The 19,604-nt window shown below is 44.4% G+C and carries 9 protein-coding genes and 1 pseudogene; 2 read left to right on the plus strand and 8 right to left on the minus strand.

Annotated elements, in window-relative coordinates; all coding sequences use genetic code 11:
• Positions 1 to 8 precede the first annotated feature (8 nt).
• A complete protein-coding gene (locus D0T87_RS14575) occupies positions 9 to 1,571 on the plus strand; it encodes a RagB/SusD family nutrient uptake outer membrane protein (protein ID WP_163175874.1) in 1,563 nt (520 codons plus the stop codon).
• 295 nt (positions 1,572 to 1,866) lie between these two features.
• Positions 1,867 to 2,550 (plus strand): annotated as a pseudogene (locus D0T87_RS14580) (ThuA domain-containing protein); the annotation flags it as partial.
• A 323-nt stretch (positions 2,551 to 2,873) separates the two neighbouring features.
• Here D0T87_RS14580 and D0T87_RS14585 read toward each other — a convergent pair.
• From D0T87_RS14585 to D0T87_RS14620, 8 genes are all read right to left on the minus strand, one after another.
• Positions 2,874 to 5,213 (minus strand): glycoside hydrolase family 3 N-terminal domain-containing protein, encoded by a 2,340-nt coding sequence (locus D0T87_RS14585; protein ID WP_163175876.1) that lies wholly within the window; start codon positions 5,211 to 5,213, stop codon positions 2,874 to 2,876.
• Between the two features lie 10 nt (positions 5,214 to 5,223).
• The gene (locus D0T87_RS14590; protein WP_163175877.1) at positions 5,224 to 5,961 is read right to left on the minus strand and encodes a rhamnogalacturonan acetylesterase; all 738 of its coding nucleotides are present in this window, start codon (positions 5,959 to 5,961) and stop codon (positions 5,224 to 5,226) included.
• A gap of 86 nt (positions 5,962 to 6,047) precedes the next feature.
• Positions 6,048 to 7,163 carry a glycoside hydrolase family 26 protein gene (locus D0T87_RS14595; protein ID WP_163175878.1) on the minus strand — a complete coding sequence of 372 codons (1,116 nt, stop codon included), beginning with the start codon at positions 7,161 to 7,163 and terminating at the stop codon, positions 6,048 to 6,050.
• A 3-nt stretch (positions 7,164 to 7,166) separates the two neighbouring features.
• Positions 7,167 to 8,687, minus strand: a complete 1,521-nt coding sequence (locus D0T87_RS14600) for a glycosyl hydrolase family 28 protein (protein WP_163175879.1) — start codon at positions 8,685 to 8,687, stop codon at positions 7,167 to 7,169.
• The gene (locus D0T87_RS14605; RefSeq protein WP_163175880.1) at positions 8,684 to 12,808 is read right to left on the minus strand and encodes a hybrid sensor histidine kinase/response regulator transcription factor; all 4,125 of its coding nucleotides are present in this window, start codon (positions 12,806 to 12,808) and stop codon (positions 8,684 to 8,686) included. The genes D0T87_RS14600 and D0T87_RS14605 overlap by 4 nt, the downstream gene beginning before the upstream one ends.
• A 119-nt stretch (positions 12,809 to 12,927) precedes the next feature.
• Positions 12,928 to 14,688, minus strand: coding sequence for a RagB/SusD family nutrient uptake outer membrane protein (locus D0T87_RS14610; RefSeq protein ID WP_163175881.1), 1,761 nt, complete (start codon positions 14,686 to 14,688; stop codon positions 12,928 to 12,930).
• A 23-nt stretch (positions 14,689 to 14,711) separates the two neighbouring features.
• Positions 14,712 to 17,978, minus strand: a complete 3,267-nt coding sequence (locus tag D0T87_RS14615) for a TonB-dependent receptor (RefSeq protein WP_163175882.1) — start codon at positions 17,976 to 17,978, stop codon at positions 14,712 to 14,714.
• Positions 17,979 to 18,181: 203 nt separating this feature from the next.
• Positions 18,182 to 19,588 carry a glycoside hydrolase family 28 protein gene (locus D0T87_RS14620; protein ID WP_163175892.1) on the minus strand — a complete coding sequence of 469 codons (1,407 nt, stop codon included), beginning with the start codon at positions 19,586 to 19,588 and terminating at the stop codon, positions 18,182 to 18,184.
• Between the last annotated feature and the right edge of the window lie 16 nt (positions 19,589 to 19,604).

Below are 19,604 nucleotides of genomic sequence, written 5' to 3' on the forward strand. Positions count from 1 at the left end.
GAAAACCAATGAAGAAGTTAACAACTATATGGATGATCTGCGCATTGATCTTGTTCGCATCATGTGATGATTTCTTGCAGACAAATCCGAGAACCGAAGTAGCAGAAACTGAGTTCTACAAAACCGAAAGTGAAATGATGATGGGGCTATATGCTACCATGAATGAGGTACAGGTGCGTATTATGGAGATCTGGTCTTACTCTTCGCTGTTGTCCGACGAATCGGAAACCGGTGGTGGTATCGGCGAAGGGCAATGGAAAACAAAGTGGGATACGTTTACGTATGGCCCGTCCAACTGCTTTGGCGAGTGGGGATATGGTTCCTGGTGGAATGAGTGGGATTATGGTGTGTTTCATGGTGTTATTGCAGCAAATATCTTATTAGATAAATTAGCCAATAGCAACCTCGACCCCACCCTCGTTAATTCTATTACTGCAGAAGCCCGATTCCTCCGCGCGTTGTTCTACAATTACTTGTTTATGGGTTATGAGCAGTTCCCGTTGATCAAAGAACGCTTGTCGGTAGACGAGATATATACGGTAGCCAAAGGAACGCGTCAGGAGATATACGAGTTTATGATGAGCGACCTGGAAGATGAAGTTACAAAATATCTGCCTGCAAGAGCTTCAACAAATCAGGGACGTGTTTGCCGGGATGCTGCAAAGCTGCTTCGTGCTAAGCTTATCCTCTTCCACAGGGATGAAACGAAATACCAGATGGCATTGGATGACATGAAAGAAATTATCAGCAGCAACCGTTATAAGCTAGATCCAAACTACCTGCACCTATGGTTAAAGGATGGAGAATGGGGAACGGAATCTATTTACGATATCGCCTTTGCCGGTGACAATTCGGGAGAAGGCAACGGGCTGGGCAGAGCGCTCGGCGGTCGTGACATTATCGACCCAAGAAGTGCCGAGCAAGGTGGTTTGATGCATGGTTGGGGACAGAATACGATGCCTAGCAGCATTTACAAGATGTTCAAAGCGGGCGATACGCGTCGCGAGGGAACGGTTATTGTATATGCCGACGAGATAAAGAAAGTGCAGGATATGATTGACGGCGGAACGCTTCCGGAAGGAACGAGTCCTTTTGTAATGAGCGAATCGCAGGAGCGTTTCGAAGGCTTGGGACACTACAAGTATCATCCTCGCAAGGAGACAGCTTCTTCGATTGACCCGATCAACAACTACTTCTTCTCTTACCGCTTCTACCGTTATGCCGATGTATTGTTGCTTGGCGTTGAATTGGAAGCACGCATCAAGGGGAGTGTGGGTTCGGAAGCACAAGGGTGGTTTAACCAGATCAGGGACCGTGCGTTCCAGAATGAAAATAACCGGATCGACCTGAGCGGCAAGAGCAAGCAGGAAATCCTGGATATTCTTTTCGAAGAAAGAAGATACGAGTTTACGGACGAAATGCAACGCTGGTTCGATATCTTACGCTTCGATAAAGGAACAGAGGTATTGGGTAGCAAAGGCTGGACAGAGCAATTCAGATATTTCCCTCTTGATCAGTCGGAAATGGATAGAACAAAAGGTAACTTAACACAAAACCCAGGCTGGTTATAATAAACCGGCGAAGTTGGGGCTGATTAAAAAGCATATTTTGTAGGGGCGGTTCGCGAACCGCCCAATACACTGGATACACAGAAAACCATTTCCGGGCGGTTCGCGAACCGCCCCTACAGTTAATCATTCGCTTTTTGGTCAGCCCCTTCCTTATATTTTTTAACTTTGCAGATGTGCAAGATTTAAAACCATCCTATTCATGAAAAAACTGATATACATACTGCCCTTATTCATTTTCCTCTTTACAGGATGCCAGTCAAAAACAACAAAGAGTACAGAAAACAATTCCCCTTTCCAGGTGCTCGTTTTAACAGAAAGAGGCGGACAGCACGGCGGTTTCACCGATGCCGGCATCAAATGGTTGGGAGAAGAAAGCAGATCGCTGAACTTCGGGTTTACCGAGATCAACAATACCGATTCAATCAACGTGTCTTACCTTTCCCGCTTCGACCTGATCATCCAACTGGACTACCCGCCTTACATGTGGACGCCCGAAGCCGAAAAAGCATTCATCGACTACATCGACCAAGGTTTGGGCGGATGGGTTGGATTCCACCACGCTACGCTATTAGGCGAGTTCGATGGTTACCCCATGTGGCAATGGTTCTCCGAATTTATGGGAGATATACGTTTCCAGAATTACATTGCACCGCTGGCAGATGGAACTGTCCGTGTAGAAGATAAGGAACACCCTGTCATGAAAGGAGTCAGTGAATCATTTGTCATACCCGATGATGAGTGGTATACGTTTAATCAGAACCCACGTCCTAATGTACATGTTCTGGCGTCGGTAGATGAATCGACCTACCAACCGGCTTCGGATATCAAAATGGGAGATCACCCTGTGGTATGGGTAAACCCATCTAAAAAGGCGCGCAACGTGTATTTCCTCATTGGCCACAGCGCTAAATTATACGATACGGAAGATTTTACGACAATGTTCCGGAATGCAATTGTGTGGGCAGCCAGCAAAGAATAAGCTGTTTTCAGGGTCAATCCGAAAGGCGGGTTGAATGGTTAACTTACATACCCCATTTCTTCTAAGAAGTGAGGCACTGGATCAGCAATGTTCATCCAATGCCTGAGCCGGGCTGAGGCACTGGATGAGTCTAGCTCATGCACTGGGTCAATCTGGTTGAAGCACTGGGTGAATCTGCCTCATGTACTGGATGAATCCGGTTGATGTACCGGATCAATCCGGTTGATCTACTACCTGAATAACATTTCCCCACCGGCTGAGGGAGATTCAGCCTATGCCCGGGAGACATTGAACTACCGCCTGAACCTCAGTAAGCCAGTATTTTATTTACCGGCCACCTTCAAGGTATTAGTCTTTAGCGCAGCATCGCGAGAGGAACCTCCCACCATAATCGTAAACTCACCCTCATCGACTTTAAAATTCATCTCTGCATCATAAGAAGATAAGATCTGGGGAGTCAAAGTAAAAGTCACCTGTTTCTTTTCGCCCGCTTTGAGATGAATACGACGGAAACCTTTCAGTTCTCTTACCGCCCGGGTCACATCACCGATCGGATAGCGCAGGTACAATTGCACAACCTCATCACCATCCCGTTTGCCTGTGTTTCTCACTTCTACTGAAGCGTTTACCGATTCGCCCGGAGTGATCAACGATTTATCCAATACAGGTTCACTATATTCATAGGTGGTATAACTCAGCCCGTCGCCAAAAGTATATAACGGTTCGGACGAAGTACGCAGATATTTCCGCACATACTGCGAAGGTTTATGATTGTAGAAAACCGGGATTTGTCCCACGCTACGCGGGAACGAGATAGACAACTTGCCACTTGGATTGACCTTCCCGAAGATCACCTCTCCGATGGCTTGCCCGCCGAAACTTCCGGGTTCCCAGGCTTCGACGATAGCTTTAGCCTTTTGCTGAATCAATCCGATGCTTAACGGCCTGCCGTTTATCAAAACAACGATAACCGGTTTCCCTGTTTTGCACAACTCTTCAATCAGTTCATTCTGCAAACCGGCCGGGTCGATGTTGTCCCGGTCGATGTTCTCGCCGGAATTCCGGTTAACGCTTTCGCTGCGTAAAGCATTCTCTCCTATCACTGCAATAATGATATCATTCTGCATGGCCGCCGCTTTTGCCGCCGCTATTTTCTCATGCGAAAGCTGTGGAATGGCATCTCCGGTATCGTGGAAATTCACCACCGTTCCGTGTCCGGCAGATTTACGTATCCCATCCACAACGGTCACGATATTTCCTGCCGGTTGTATAGCGCTCCAATCTCCCAGCATGGCCTGATTGTTGGCATTAGGGCCAGTTACCAGGATACGTTTTCCTTCCGCCCCGAGAGGTAATATACTATCGCTATTCTTCAATAAAACAATAGACTTACGGGTAGCTTCCAGTGCGGTTTGTTGATGGTTTGGGGTGAACAACTGTTGCCCCAATTGCTTTTCATCAATATAAGGATTCTCGAAAAGCCCCAAACGGAACTTTACTTCCAGTATCTTCCTTACGGCTTCGTCAATGCGTCCTTCCGTTAGTTTACCTTCTTCAATCATTTCAAGTATAGGCTCCAGAAACTCCGGTCCATGCATATGCATATCCATGCCAGCCATCACCGATTTATACACGGCTTCCTTCTGGTCGGCAGCTACGCGATGTACTTCCGCCAACCGTTCGATATCCTTAAAGTCGCTGATGTAAAAGCCCTTAAAGCCCCACTTATTCCGTAAAAGATCCGTCATCAGATATTTACTGGCATGGCAGGCAATACCGTTAATTTCGTTGTGTGCAGGCATTGCCGTAAATACTCCGGCATCTACCGCAGCCTTGAAGGGCGGGTAATATACATCCCAAAGCGTACGTTCGGACAAATCGGAAGGAGCCACATTCAGTCCGTTAATCGGTTCACTGCCGGCCACTAAATGTTTAGCGCATGCAATAACATTGGTGGTACCGGTGAAATCCTCGCCCTGCAATCCTTTAATAGTAGACACACCCATAGCAGTCACCAGGTGAGTGTCCTCGCCAAAAGTTTCACCGACTCTTCCCCATCGTGCATCACGTGCTACATCCAGGTTGGGCGAGAATGTCCAATGAAATCCGGTAGCACGCATTTCCAGCGCTGTCTCTGCGGCCGTTCTACGCACAAGTGTGGTATCCCAGGTACAGGAAAGACCGATAGGCGAAGGGTACACCGTGCTACCCGGCACCATTCCATTGCCATGTACAGCATCAATTCCGATTAAAAGCGGTATACGCAAGCGACTCTGCATAGCCAGGCGTTGAAGTTTATTAGCCTCAGCAGCCGATAATACATGCAGGAACGAACCGATCTCTCCCCGCGACACCATATCTTCAATATCTTTTGCCGTCATTCCCGGATAAAAGGCCCAGGCATCGCTGCTCTTCATCTGGCTGGAGTTCATGCGCCTTTCCTCAGCTTGTCGCATGTGTTGCAGGCCAACATACTGGCACATTTGGGCTACCTTCTCTTCCAATGTCATCCGCCCCATCAAGTCAGTAATCCTTTGTTCAACAGGTGTCCGGCTGTCCAGATAAGCTGGTTTATCGCCTTTGCCCGCTTTCACTTGAGAAGTGAAAAGAAGAAAAAACAGAGAAAGTAGTATCGCTGGTTTTAATATCCGATTTGTATCCATGATCTTCGATTCATTTAAAGAGTTTACTTAGAGGCAAGTCCATCTTCTTTATTTCTTTGGCTACCGCACCTGCTATAATATGTGCGCCGTGCGAGGTAAAATGGGTATTATCTTTTTTACCTTCCGGGTAATAAGTATATTCACCAGGCTCCACCCACAGATATAGTTGTTTGGATGCCTCCGGCCCCAGTTCAACAACAATCTCTTCACTGAGTTTAAGCGCATCAATAAAGGCCACATTTTCCTCCACAGCCACCTCCCTTGCTGCTTTAGGATAATCGCCATGCGAGTTTACCAGTTTACCATCGGTAAATGTTCTTCGGGTGACCGGAGTCAGCAGAATGGGGATCGCCTTCTTTGCACGTGTTTCACGAATAAACCTTTTAAGGTTCTCCTTATAGTCGTAAAGGGTAGTCCCCCGGGGAGTATCCACCTTTTCATCGTTATGCCCAAACTGAATAATAACATAATCATTCTCTTTCAGAGTCTGAAGAATAGACTCCCACCGACCTTCGGCTATGAAACTCCGGGTACTTCTTCCGTCCATCGCCCGGTTGTCGACTTTTACGTCTTTGCCGAAATAGCTTTCAAACGCTTGCCCCCAACCCATTTCCGGATGTTTCTCCGCAGATTTATTGGCCATGGTGGAGTCGCCAATCATATAAACAGTGATCGGATGATGGGAAGTTGCCGAGGAGCAGACCAGCACTACAGCAAGATAGAGTATGATATTACGAATTGTTTTCATGGTTTCTTTTTTGAGTTACTCTGCAAAAATACAGTACATGCAGTTAAACTATGGGGCAATATTTTTAATGAAAAGGGGGTCTTTTCTCATTTCGCGGATTGGTACATATTTAGCTTCCGCGTATCCGATTCAAAGAGCAGCCATTTCTTTTTACTGAACTTCCGAAAATCGGGTGCGCTGGGATGTCCCTTATAAGGAGAAAAATAATTATTCACTCCTATACTCCAGATTATCGCGTAAGAGAATCCCGAATTCTTTAATACCGGCATGACGGAACCTGCCCACCAATTATCAACAGGTATCTTGTTAAATCCGGTTTCGGCCAGCGCCATTACTTTCTTCTTATCCTTATTGATGTCCTGCAATATCTTCACCATTTTCTTTCCTCTTTCAACATACGTACCTTGAGGGTGCCAGTGCTCTTTATCATAAAGATCAAAACCTAATACATCTACGTATGCATCGCCCGGATAACGTTCCAGATATTCTTCGGGGGTATCAAATACATCTGTACAGTAAACTGTCAGAAGATTATGTACTTGCCGGGTATTGCGAAGGTAATCAACGGTATATCGCCACATCTTAATATACTCCTCAGGGGTACAATGGCTTTTGCCCCACCAGAACCAGTTTCCCGTGTGCTCATGGAAGAGGCGCAACAGTACGGGAATCGGTTCTCCGTTATCTCCTTTCAGGCTAAGCAGATAATCTGCCGCAGCATCCATCCAGGTGTGATAACGTTCTACTAGCTTCGGATCGGAAAATAAATAGTAGATCGTAGAATCTTGTGTGCTTTTCATCCCCTGGGTTGGGTCTACCGGATTATTCATGTGCCATGCAATTGTATTGATGCCACCCTGGCGGTAGAACTGCTCAATGTGTGATGTTTGTATAGAGAACTGCTGCCACGATACATTTTTATCTCCTCCCAATTCAATTTTCCCGAGGTCAGAACCTAATATAGCTGGGTACTCCCCGATTAATTCTTTGAAATCTGAGCGTCCGGGTACATTCTCCCAACCCCTGCCCCGGTAAAGATCATCCTGATGGCCAAGCAGAATTCCTTTCTTGGCCGATCGTTGCAGATTCAGGTATAGGTTACGCGTTTCAGGGGTTGCCAATTTATCGGTAGGTTCTGTCTGTCCATACAAGCCCGATGTCAGGAGAACAATAAATAAGAATAGGATTTGTTTCTTTTTCATAACTTATGGATGGGTTAGTATATCATTAGATTCAATTATTTCATAATGGGGTTTGCTCTTCGCTTTGCTCAACACCTGGCTGAAAGTCAACGAACTGCAATGCTTAATTTTAATGGTGGTTTGCTCCGGAAGAAGAATGTTGTTGAACGCTATATTGTTCGTATAGTGTTGCCTGTCATCAAAGCCATTGACCTCTATCAAAGATTGACCGGATGGCGCCTGAGTCATATCCAGATTAGAGAAAACCATATTCCTGAATATCGGTAGCGCCTCAGCGCTTTCCCCATCGTTATTATAGTTTAACTGGGTGAATAAGCGTATCTTTTGAATGCTGCTATCCATTACCCGGATATCTTCCACATATCCTCCCCGTTGAGGAGTGGCTTTTATTTGCAATCCATTGAGAAGATCACCCGCACGGCAATCCATAATCAGAACATTCTTTACTCCACCCGACATCTCACTGCCGATGGATATGCCATGTCCTTTCTCGAAATTACAGTCTACGATCCGTACATTCTGCGTAGGTATATTGATTTGATTCCCTTCCGGATTCTTACCCGATTTGATGGCAATGCAATCATCTCCATTGGAGAAAGTACAGTTATAAATATAACAGTCTGATGAAGAATCCGGATCTATACCATCCGTTCGGATCACTTCACTGTTTATAACCAAGTCTTTACATACCACATTCTTGCAATAAATATAATGAATGGTCCAACAGGGAGATTCTTCTATGGTGAGGCCATCAATTGTGATATTTTCTCCATTCATCAAACAAATCAGGCGCCCCATGTGGCGTTCGCCTCCGTGCGCAATCATAGCATCTGTGAGCTTTTTGCCTCCTCCACGAATCATACCTTTGCCGCGAATGGAAAGGTTTCGTAATTGAAACCCATCGCCGCGGTCAATCTTTCCACCATTCAACAAGGCCGACGGAGTTGTTATTTCCCATCCTTCAAAACGATTGGGAGTTAAGGGATAGTCATTCAAATTATCCGTTCCCTGCAAAATGGCTCCCTCTTCCAGATATAAAGTCATATCACTTTTAAGAAAAAGGGCTCCCGTATAGTATGTACCGGAAGGAATTACAACGGCTCCTCCTTTGGGGCAATCGTCTATGGCTGATTGTAAAGCCTTGGTATTGAGGTATTCCTTTCCGCTTTTTATAGAGTAATTGCGGGCATAAATAGTTTCAGGTATGGGCTTGGTTACAACACGGATGGTAGCCTTTTTCGGTATAGTTTTACCCTCTTCATTCAAAGAGGTAACCGTAAAGTCATAAGCCGTTTCCGGTCTTAATTGATCTATAGTTATATACGTTTTATGGGCCGACGCAGTCTGTTTCCCATCATACTCTATGCGATAGGAAGTGGCTCCGTCTACTTTATCCCATAGTAGAAATGCAGTATATGGGGTTTCGGCATTCTCTGGTGCAATGACCTGCCAGGATTGCGTTTTCACCTCCGTGCAAGCGATGCACAAGCAATATAAGCCTAAAATGAATAGTTTTGTTTTCATGGATTATCGGGATTATCATTTTCTTGAAATGCATTCATATATTCGGTAGGGTTCTTATCAAATATCTTTTTGAACTCTTTACTAAAGTATTTACGGTCATTGAAGCCAACCATGTAAGCAATATCAGCCACCCCATATTGATGTTGTTTGAGTAGTTGAGCAGCCTTCTGCAAACGTATCGACTTGATAAAGTCATTGACGGACATATTGGAGAGCGCCCTGATCTTTTTATATAAGACGGGCTGACTCATTCCCACCTCCACTGCCAATGTAGGTACATCAAACTCCGGATTAGAAATATTCTCTTCAATAATAGCTAATGCCTTCCGGAAGAATTTCTCATCCAAAGATTCAACAATCATTTGAGTGGGTTCATACACTAACCTCCGGGTGAATTTCTCCCGCATCACTTCGCGCGTATTTAGCATGTTATGTATATTCAATTCCAGAACTTTAAGACTGAAAGGCTTGGTCAGATAAAGATCGGCTCCGGTTTCCAACCCTTCAACCAAATGCTCATAATTAGTACGGGCGGTAAGGAATATAAACGGTATATGGCTGGTGCGGTCATCTTCTTTCAGCCGTTGAATCAGCTCAAGCCCATCCGATTTGGGCATCATAATATCACTGATAATCAAATCAGGAATAGATTCTATAGCTATATTCCATCCTTGCTCTCCATCTTCGGCTTCCAAAATATGATAAATATTCAGCAGAGACTCTTTTATAAATGTGCGAAGTTCCTTGTTATCTTCCACAATCAGAATCGTTGCTTTACGAGGAGCATCATGCACAGTACTCTCCGTATCCACATGCACGGACTCTCCGACAATCGTTTTACCGGTTTCATCGTCTAATACCAACTGACTGGCGTCAAAATGATCTCTGCCCAATCGTAATTTGATATAGAATGAGGTGTGCATTTTACCATTCTTCAGGCCGGAATCCACATCAATCTCTCCTTTATGAAGCTCGATGATACTCTTCGAATAGGCTAAGCCGATACCAGTACCTGCTTTGGAAGTGCTATACGGATCTACTTGATAGAAGCGCTGGAATATCTTCTTTTGATTAACAGCCTCTACACCTTTCCCGTTATCGGTTACCCGGAGTTCTACCGTATCTGCGTTTTTTTCAAGGGAGCAAACTATTTTGCCGCCATCGGGGGTGAACTTAAAGGCATTGGATAGTAGGTTATAGAGTACTTTCTCGATCTGATCTTTATCAAAATAGGCTCCTATCTTCTCGGCATTGGTTTCAAACTCAAAAGAAATATGCTTTTCATGGGCCAACTCGCAGAAAGAGTTATAAACATTCCGGGCTAACTGTACGACATCGTTCAGAGTAATATAAAGTTTCATGTTACCAGTTTCCACTTTCCGGAAGTCCAGCAACTCATTGACTAACTTGAGCAGGCGTACCGCATTGTTCTTAATGTGGGAAAGCTGACCATGCACTTTTTCATTCTCTTTCGTCTCGCTTTCCAGCTTCTCAAGCGGAGCCAGGATCAGAGTTAAAGGGGTACGTATCTCATGCGAGATATTCGTAAAGAACTCAAACTTTATGCGATTAAGTTCTTCCTGACGTTGGTTTTGCAATTGCTCTTCAAACAAAGACCTTTCCAGACGAGCGCGGACCCGGAAGAAATAAATAATATAATAGATAATGCAACCTAAGATCACTGCATACAGAAGATAAGCCCACCATGTTTTCCAAAATGGTGGCAAAACGGTGATCTTTATTTCCATAGGGGTTTCGTTCCATACACCATCGTTATTGGCAGCTTTCACCTGGAAAGTATATTTGCCGGGCGTCAGATTGGTATATTGAACCGTACGCTGGTTCTCCGAATAGTTCCAACTGTCATTATTGGCCAAACCCTTCATGCGATAGGCATACCGGTTGCTTTCGGTATAGATGAAGTTCAGGGCTGCAAATTTAAAACCGATGTTGTAGCCCTGTTTGTAGTTCAGGGTGATCTCGCGGGTATCCTCAATAGCCGTTTGCAACGGACTGTCTTTGGTTTGCAACGTCACCTCTTCATTGTGGATATAAAAACCGGTAATGGCAATGACAGGTATATCGGCATTCTTCCGGATGCGATCAGGAAAAGAAGTGGTCACTCCATTTACCCCACCCCAAAAGAGTTCACCGTACGTGCTTTTTGCCACTGCCTGAGGAAGGAACTGGTTACTGGCCAATCCATTTTTGGCAGTGTACCGGGTAATAACACAATCGTCCGGTTGGAAGGGTGTGCGAAAGTGCGTAAACTCTATTTTTATCAATCCATTATAGGTACTAAACCAAATGTTACCGTTATTATCATCGCAGATGGCCTGTATTACATCTTCATTGATATCAGGAATATTGAGTTTATAAAACGTCCGGTTATTCTTATCAAAATAATATCCGCCGGACATCGTTCCTACCCAAAGCCGGTTGTTGGAATCGTGGTGAAGTGATAGTATAATCCGGGAATTAAAATTGTTTGCATCTGCCGAATCTACATAAGCAGAAAAATGCTTCGTTTGAGGATCATAGTGGTTCAGCCCGTTGCGTGTGCCTATCCACAGATTCCCTGCTTCATCCTTCAGTATGGCATTGATTGAATTGCTGCTTAACGTATGTCCGGTATCGCCTCCAAAAGTAAAGATTGTATCCATCTTACCACTCTCGTCAAACAACAGTAATCCTTCGTTATCTGTGCCTGCCCAAACTTTATCCTGATCGGATAAAAGTGTGTTTACGCGGATATGGCGGTTGGGCATTCCTATCCGAAGGTAACGCAACTGTTTGTTTTGGGGTTCGAAAATGGCTACACCATCTAACGTTCCTACCCAGATGCGTTTCTGCCTGTCCCACATTAATGATTTAACGATGTTGCTTTGTTTCTGCTCGTTCTCTGCCCGTACAGAATAGTAGGTCACGGTATTCTTCTCCCTATCCACATGGTTGAGGCCACCGCCATCCGTGCCAACCCAGAGCTGATCCTTCTCAATATCAAGCAATACGCTGTTGACCAGAGGCTGATTCAACCCACTCCGACTTCCTACCTGCTCACCGATATTCACAAAATTCTGCTTGTGCCCACTGAAGATATTGATTCCACCGGCATAAGTCGGCATCCAAATATTCCCGGAATGGTCTTTCATAAATTGCCAGATGGTATTGTGGCTCAGGCTGTGGGGATCAGTACTGTCGTGTACATAGTTGCTTATGCACCCCTGTTGCAAATCCAGGATACTTAATCCGTTGCGGGTTGCTATCCAGACTTTACCATCATCGGCTATATAAATGTCACGTACAAAGTTGGAAAGCAAGGTTTGCGAATCATTTGTTTTATGCTGATAGTTGATACAAGTACCCGTATGAATATCGTGATAGAAAACACCAAAATCTATGGTACCAAACCACATGTTTCCTTCTTTTGCTTGCTTGATTACAGAAACGTTCGCCTGTTGCAGGGTTACATTATTCGATAGTTCAGGAGGCAAAGCAATGATCTCACCTGATGCGGGAGAAAAACAAGCGATTCCCTTTTCAAGCCCTATCCAGATTCTTTTTTTCTCATCTCTGGCCAGGCAACTGATATACCGTTCCGCCAGAGAGAGTTGATTTTGTTCGGACAACAGGAAATCCAATGACTGCATGGTTTCCAGACTTACGCATTTTAATCCCCTGCTGGTAGCAACCCACAGTTCACCGTTCTCTCCGGGCAATAAACCAAGTACCATACACATGGAGCCGAGGTCTACGGTTTTGAATCGCTCCTGTTTCTGATCAAAAACAAACAGTCCGCTGGAGGTGCCGATCCACAAATTCTCATTTTGATCTTCGTATATGGCTTTTATATTGCTATGGGCAATGCTTTGACCGGTAATCTTATCATTCTTATAAGTTTTGAACTCATAGCCATCAAAACGGATAAGTCCGTCTCTACTGCCAATCCAGACAAACCCTTTCCGGGACTGGGCAATAGAAAAGATGGGGCTTTGTGAAAGTCCTTCTTTCAGCGACAGATGCCTGAACTGAATGGATTCGCCGGCCTGTACACAAATACCAACCATGACCCACCATATCATTAAAACTGCTTTCAAGTACTTACATTTTCTGTTCATCATATCTGTTCTCCTTTCATTCACAAGCCATCTCTCTTTTTAGCAGGACAATCGTACCGATCCCAATCATGGGGATCAGGTACGATTACTTTCCTGTGTTTCCTGAAAACGCTTAATACCTTTTAATACCCATAATCCTGAGTTATGTTTTTATTCGCTTCGATCGCCGTTTGCGGAATAGGCATCAACTCACTGTGATTTTCCTGGAAGTTAGGAGCTACCCAACCCAGTACTCTGTCAATAAGCGATTCGCTCCAACCCACTTTTATATACCCTTCGGGAGCCTCTTCCGGATCAAGCTCATAGAATGAATTGGCTATATCCAATTCCGCTCCTTTCTTATAATAAACGAATTTAGGTACATTTTCATAAGGCGACTCATGATTCTTTATTTTTTTCAGATTCTGACGGGCTTCTTCCAATTTGGTTCCCAGCAGGTTCCAGCGGATAAGGTCGTATTTACGAATCCCCTCACCACCGAATTCAAGCGAACGTTCCTTGACAATGGCTTGAAAAAATCCCTCATATGTAGTAGGTGTGGTACCTATAGCTGCTGCATTACCGCCAAATGCACGTATCCGAACTTCTTCAAATGCACTGACAGCAGCATCCGTAGGCCGTCCCGACAATTCATTTTCAGCTTCTGCAAACATCAGCAATACATCCGAGAAACGCAGGAGAGGCCAGTTTACATCCGAATATTGTATACGGGTAGATAAAGGAACACTTGCTTTGATCCAGTCGCGACGGAATTTTCCATCATAGATACCCGACAACTCCACCAATTCTTTCTCTCCTTTTGTATTTATCTGATAAATAACAGTGGTTACGTCTCTTCTTAAGTCTGCCTGATCGAAAGAATAGAAATAAGACGGAACAACTAATATAGCCCCATTACCTTGTCCATAAACCTTTGGTCCATTAGTGTAGCCCAATGACCCGGAAAGGTCGTAGTTTGCCCCTGTCATAGCTACCTCAAACATTACTTCTCCGTTAGGTTCAATCACGAAACTACACAAACCATCTTTGAATACAGCCTGGAAACTCGAATTCAGGTTATGCGAATCGCGATGTTTCATAATCTCTGCACATTCGTCGCGGGCTATCTGATAGAATGTTTTGTAATCGTCGCGGCGTTCCATCTTATTCGTTTCCCGACGCAAGGAATATCCACCTCTGAAGAGTGCTATACGGGCACGGAGTCCACGAACAGCCCCTTGGGTGATGCGTTCGTCATCGGCAATGCCTTCTATTTTACGCCAGGGCACCAAGTCAGATGCTTGTTTCAGATCCTCCAAAAGACGGTCATAGATGATATCCCGGTCGGATTTTGCCAGATTTAAATCACCAGCATCTTCCGATGGATCAAACTGTGCCGGAACATCTCCCCAGATACGGATCAATTCAAAATAAAACAAAGCGCGCAAAGTAAGAGATTCTCCCAAGAGCCTTCTCAATTCAGCTTTTTCCGAATCGCTGCCATTCTCATAAGCCCCCATCTTAGGGATATACTTAATACAAAGGTTGGCACGTTCTATTCCGGTATAAAGGTTCCTGAACACCGGATCGAGGAAACCGTGAGTTGGCTTCACATCATACCGGGATACGTCGCGCGCTCCATTATCAGGTATTCCGTTTCTTGGTGTACCCCAAATATCTCCATCGTCGTAAGGGAAGAAGAGACTTAATCGTGAGCCATAAGCCGGACCGCCTAATAAGGTCCGGTATACACCCAATGTACTTTTCGTTGCATAGGTAACATTGCTGAATGCCTCGCTCGAAGATGTCAGCGCTCTGGGTTCTTCGGTTAAGAAGTCGCTGCATGACACCGATAATATTCCAAATCCCAACAGGGATGCGATATAATATTTAATCTTTTTCATAATACGGACTGTTTTTAATATGATTAGAATGAAAGGTTTACCCCTGCCAGGAACGTACGTGTCCGTGGATAGGCTGAATAATCGACTCCCGGAGTAACGCGGGTAGAGCGTCTTGTATCCACTTCCGGGTCATATCCGCTGTAGCTGGTAAATACAGCCAGGTTATTTACCGTACCATATACTCTCAACTGAGAGATACTGAGCCTTCTCAACAATGGAGATTTAAAGGTGTAACCCAAAGTAATGTTGTTGATTCTCAGGAAAGAGGCATCCTCAACTGCCCAGGATGTAGGGAAGAAACCCGAAGCTCCTCTGTTAGGCGCCCAGATCGTAGCATCTTTATTCATCTCGGCAAGTTGTTCCGGAGCAATACCGTAAGATACATTCTTTCCGCCTTCCTGAATTATCTTTTGAATCACGTTACCGGAATTGTCTGTTGTTCTCCAACGATCTTTCATGAAGCCCAGCAAATTGGTATGGGCCGAGTAGCCGTTAGTAAATTCCACTTTCGATGCATTCAATACTTTATTGCCCCATTGGAAGTTTACAAAGACACTCATATCGAATCCTTTATAGGTAAATTGCTGATTTAATCCTCCGGTGAATTTAGGGGCTGCACGACCGATAATCTTCTTATCGTTATCATCCAATATACCATCATCTCCGGTTTTAAACTTCATCATACCAGGCTCAGGAGTTCCGATCACTTTCGACGGATCTGCCAATCCTTCTTTCAGCGTATAGCGTCCATAGCCCGGGTTATCGGGATCTGGTGCGAAGTCAAAATCATCTACAGTGTAGAAACCGTCCATTTCGTATCCGTAAATCGTACCCACAGGTTCGCCTACTTTAATGATATAATCGGCCACTCCACCGGCAGGACCCCATCCTGAATTTTGCAGATAAGATTCTTGCCCATCGGCCAGTTTGATAATCTTGTTCTGATTAAAAGCAATATTGAAGTTAGCCGACCAGGAGAAGTTTCTGTTCTCGATAATCATGGCCTGTAACTGTGCTTCAATCCCCCGGTTACGGGTTTGTCCGGTATTCTGGGTCTGGGTTTTATATCCTGAGGTAAAGGAAATAGGAGAATTCAATAACAAGTCTTCCGTATCATTCTGATAAAGATCCAGTGATAGCTGAATGCGGTTATTCAATAACGAAAGGTCAAGTCCGAGGTTCTTCGCAATGGTGCTTTCCCATGTCAGGTGAGAGTTTCCTAACGAGTTGGGCACAAGTGCTCCGGAAGTTGTTGTATTGTTTAGTCCATACACATCATCTTTATAGAAAGTCTGGAAAAGATAGTCGCTGATGCGGTTATTACCGGATTTACCATAACTAAATCTCAGTTTCAGGTCGGAGATGGCTTCGAGGTTTTGCATAAACTTCTCTTTCGAAATACGCCACGCCACGGAACCCGAAGGGAAATATCCCCAGTTGTTTCCTTTGGCAAATTTAGATGAGCCGTCGGCACGATACGTAAACGTAAAGATATAGCGCTGCATTAATGTATAGTTCAATCTTGTAAAGAAAGACAGGAGTGTACTACGTGTATAGGAGCTCGACGGATAACCAGCTAGAATAGTTCCTTTACCCAATTGGCTGATGGCGCTTTCGGGCGTAATCCCGATAGGGAAATCTTTCAGGCGCTGTTCGATACCTTCTCTTTCGTTGATATAAATCTCGTGTCCCAACAAGAAGTTGATATTATGATTGTCTTTGAACTTCGATTTAAATCCCTGGTTGTTAAAGGTTAATACATTGGATTGATTAATAGTTTTTCCATCTCTGTTCACCACACGCACGTACGGATTTCCATTATAGTTATACATGGCGTTGGGAGTCATAAAGTCGTCGAAGGCTTCTTGTTTATCGCGACTGACGTTTACTCCAAGCGAAGATTTAAAGGATAAATAGTTGGTAAATTTAATATTTACATTTCCGCTCAAATTGATATTCTGATCGTTAAACATACGGTACTGGCCTTTGAATAATGCCGACGGATTGACCAGGCTCAATCCTGCTCCGGGATTGGTTTCTGCGGTATATTCCGGGTCAAATTCTTCTATTGGCTCTCCGGGATTGAGGAAAGGTTTATACTTGATCAGGTTTCTCAGGTTATTAAGAGAAGCTGTACCTTCGTTCGACAAGCCTGCCCCTTCGGTGGTTTGATTATTATAACGGATACTTACCCCAAAGTCTATGCGGTCGTTGATGGAATGATTCAGTTTGGTGGTAAATTGGTGGCGGGTCAACCCTGTGTAAGACACGATTCCATCGTGCTTGTTGTACAGGTAGTTTACATTGAACCGGGTTTTCTTGGTTCCTCCCATGATATTGACATTGTGTGTTTGCATCATGGCCGTATTGCCCATCATTTTATCCTGCCAATTCATTTTATCCATCCTTTTGTAGCGTTCCATATCTTCAAATGATTCGGCATATAATTCGAGAAAACGCTGTTCATCTTTCAGGCTTCCCCTACTACGGTCGTATTGATAGAGTACAAAGTCGTAAGGGTCCATAACATCCAGTTCTTTGGAGAGGAATCCTACTCCGAACATACCATCATAATTAACCGTAGTTTTCTGCTCGGCACCCGATTTGGTGGTAATCAAAACAACGCCATTTGCTCCGCGGGCTCCGTACAGGGCAGTGGTCGAGGCATCTTTCAACACGTCTACACTGGCTATTTCCTGTGGAGAAACGGAGTTCAGTCCGTTTTCCATTTGCACGCCGTCTACTATATATAAAGGTGAGTTGTCTTGTGTAATGGAACTACCTCCACGAATACGAATATTAAATTCGGCGCCCGGACTTCCTTCGGTTGTTGTAATCTGCACACCGGCCAGTCGTCCGGCAAGTGCTTGTGCCGCCGAAGCCAGAGGAACGTCTTTTATTTGCTTACTATTTACAGAAGCAACCGAACCGGTAAGATCACTGCGTTTAACCGGTGCATACCCCAGCGTAACCACCTCATCTAATAAAACGGTATTGGCTTCCAATGGAATATGCATTGTTTTATTGGGGGTTGCTTTAATCTCCACTGTCTTATAACCTATATATTTAACTTCTAAGGTTAAATCACCTCCTCCGGATATTTGCAGGTCGAAAACCCCGTCGAGGTTAGTCACAGTACCCTTATTACTGGCTTTATGTACAACAGTTGCTCCAATAAGGGGTTCTTCAGTGTCTTTATCGGTAATGGTACCGGAAACTCTTACGGTTTGCCCGTAAAGCGGACCTACCAGGAAGAAAAAGACAAACAATGATAAAAAGTGTGTTTTCATAACGCTTGTTATTTAATTGGATAAAATTTTAAAACATATGTTTAAGATTACATTTGGGACTTTTCCTATTGCAAATATATTTTTTTAAATATATACTATGAGGTGAATATTGTTAATTATAGAGGGTAAAATTCACTATAATCAGCTTAAAGTCGAGTTTTAACAATCCGGCAATAAAATACCGGAGGTTTCCGGGAGTGAGGCTAGTCTACCACTTCCCGATCGTTAATCGTCACCTTATCGAATTTTATATCTTTACAATTAAAAATCTTATTCCCACTTGTTACATTTTCAAAACAGCAGTTCTTAATATTTATATTGTAAATGTTTGTTTTGTCCTCTAACCCATAAACAAGTACACCGTGTTTACTCTTCTGCGAAGTCACATTTTCGATATATACATTGCGGACAATGGGATTAAAACTACGGTCGCAATGTTCTTCACTTTCGTATTTGAGATTGATGCGGACAACGGCTTCTTTGCATTGACCCACCTTGATATTGCGGATATATATATTTTCTATGGTACCTCCGCGGCAGGTATTTGATTTAATGCGAATGGCACGGTCTAGTTCGGGACTATCCATTGTACAGTTTTCTACAAAAAGGTTCCGGAATCCGCCGGAAATCTCACTGCCTACTACTATTCCGCCATGACCGTTCTTCATGTGGCAGTTGCGAACAATAATATTTTCGCTGGGAATGTTCCATTTTCTGCCATCGGCATTCCGGCCGCTTTTTATGGCTATGCAGTCGTCGCCGGTATCGAAATAGCAATCTTCAATCAGTACATTTTGGGTGGATTCGGGGTCACATCCGTCGGTATTGGGACCTTCGCTAATCATTTTCACCCGGCGGACAATAAGGTCTTTGCAGAAGATGGGGTGGATAATCCAGAAGGGAGAATTGGTGAGGGTGACATCCTCGATGAGAATGCGTTTACAATTATTAAAGTTAACAAATGGTGGACGCAGGGCATCCTGAGGGGTCATTTTCCGTTTATAAACCGGCTCAAAGTTTTCGGCCATTTCAAAGAGGCGTTTTCTTCCGCCACCTGTTTGGGTGGGTAGACCTTCCTTCCACCCGAATTTGGGATGGCCGCACATGTGCCACCAGGTTTCGTCATTGGCCTGTCCGTCGATGATGCCTTTGCCGGTAATAGCAATGTTGGTTTCGCCGTTGGCATAGATCAGAGGATGGGCGTTGTAGCAATCTATACCTTCCCAACGGGTAAGGACAGCAGGAAAATAAAGTTCCTGACGGGGGATGAACTTCAGTTGTGCACCTTCTTCGAGGTGGAGGTTTACGTTGCTTTTCATAACGATAGGTCCCAGATAAAAGGTGCCTTTGGGAACAATTACTCTTCCACCACCACTCAGGCTACAAGCAATAATGGCTTGGTTGATGGCTTCGTGGCAAGGCACATCGGGCTGGCCCTCTACGGCGCCGTAATCCGTAATCGAAAAGTCACGATTCGGAAACTTAGTTGTTTTTATTCGCTTCTCTATCCGTTTGCTTTCTTTCCAGGCCTGTTGTTCGTGGGTTTGCGAGGAAAGGTTGAACGTAGCGAAAAGCAATAAAAGCAGTAAAGCAAATTGTTTTCTAATCATCATATCTGTCATTGGT

The organism is Bacteroides sp. 51 (genome assembly GCF_010500965.1).
Lineage (GTDB): Bacteria > Bacteroidota > Bacteroidia > Bacteroidales > Bacteroidaceae > Bacteroides.

Coding starts and splice junctions, on each gene's coding strand:
- D0T87_RS14575 (WP_163175874.1), top strand. CDS start 9: ATGAAGAAGTTAACAACTATATGGATGATCTGCGCATTGATCTTGTTC.
- D0T87_RS14585 (WP_163175876.1), bottom strand. CDS start 5,213: ATGGATACAAATCGGATATTAAAACCAGCGATACTACTTTCTCTGTTT.
- D0T87_RS14590 (WP_163175877.1), bottom strand. CDS start 5,961: ATGAAAACAATTCGTAATATCATACTCTATCTTGCTGTAGTGCTGGTC.
- D0T87_RS14595 (WP_163175878.1), bottom strand. CDS start 7,163: ATGAAAAAGAAACAAATCCTATTCTTATTTATTGTTCTCCTGACATCG.
- D0T87_RS14600 (WP_163175879.1), bottom strand. CDS start 8,687: ATGAAAACAAAACTATTCATTTTAGGCTTATATTGCTTGTGCATCGCT.
- D0T87_RS14605 (WP_163175880.1), bottom strand. CDS start 12,808: ATGATGAACAGAAAATGTAAGTACTTGAAAGCAGTTTTAATGATATGG.
- D0T87_RS14610 (WP_163175881.1), bottom strand. CDS start 14,688: ATGAAAAAGATTAAATATTATATCGCATCCCTGTTGGGATTTGGAATA.
- D0T87_RS14615 (WP_163175882.1), bottom strand. CDS start 17,978: ATGAAAACACACTTTTTATCATTGTTTGTCTTTTTCTTCCTGGTAGGT.
- D0T87_RS14620 (WP_163175892.1), bottom strand. CDS start 19,588: ATGATTAGAAAACAATTTGCTTTACTGCTTTTATTGCTTTTCGCTACG.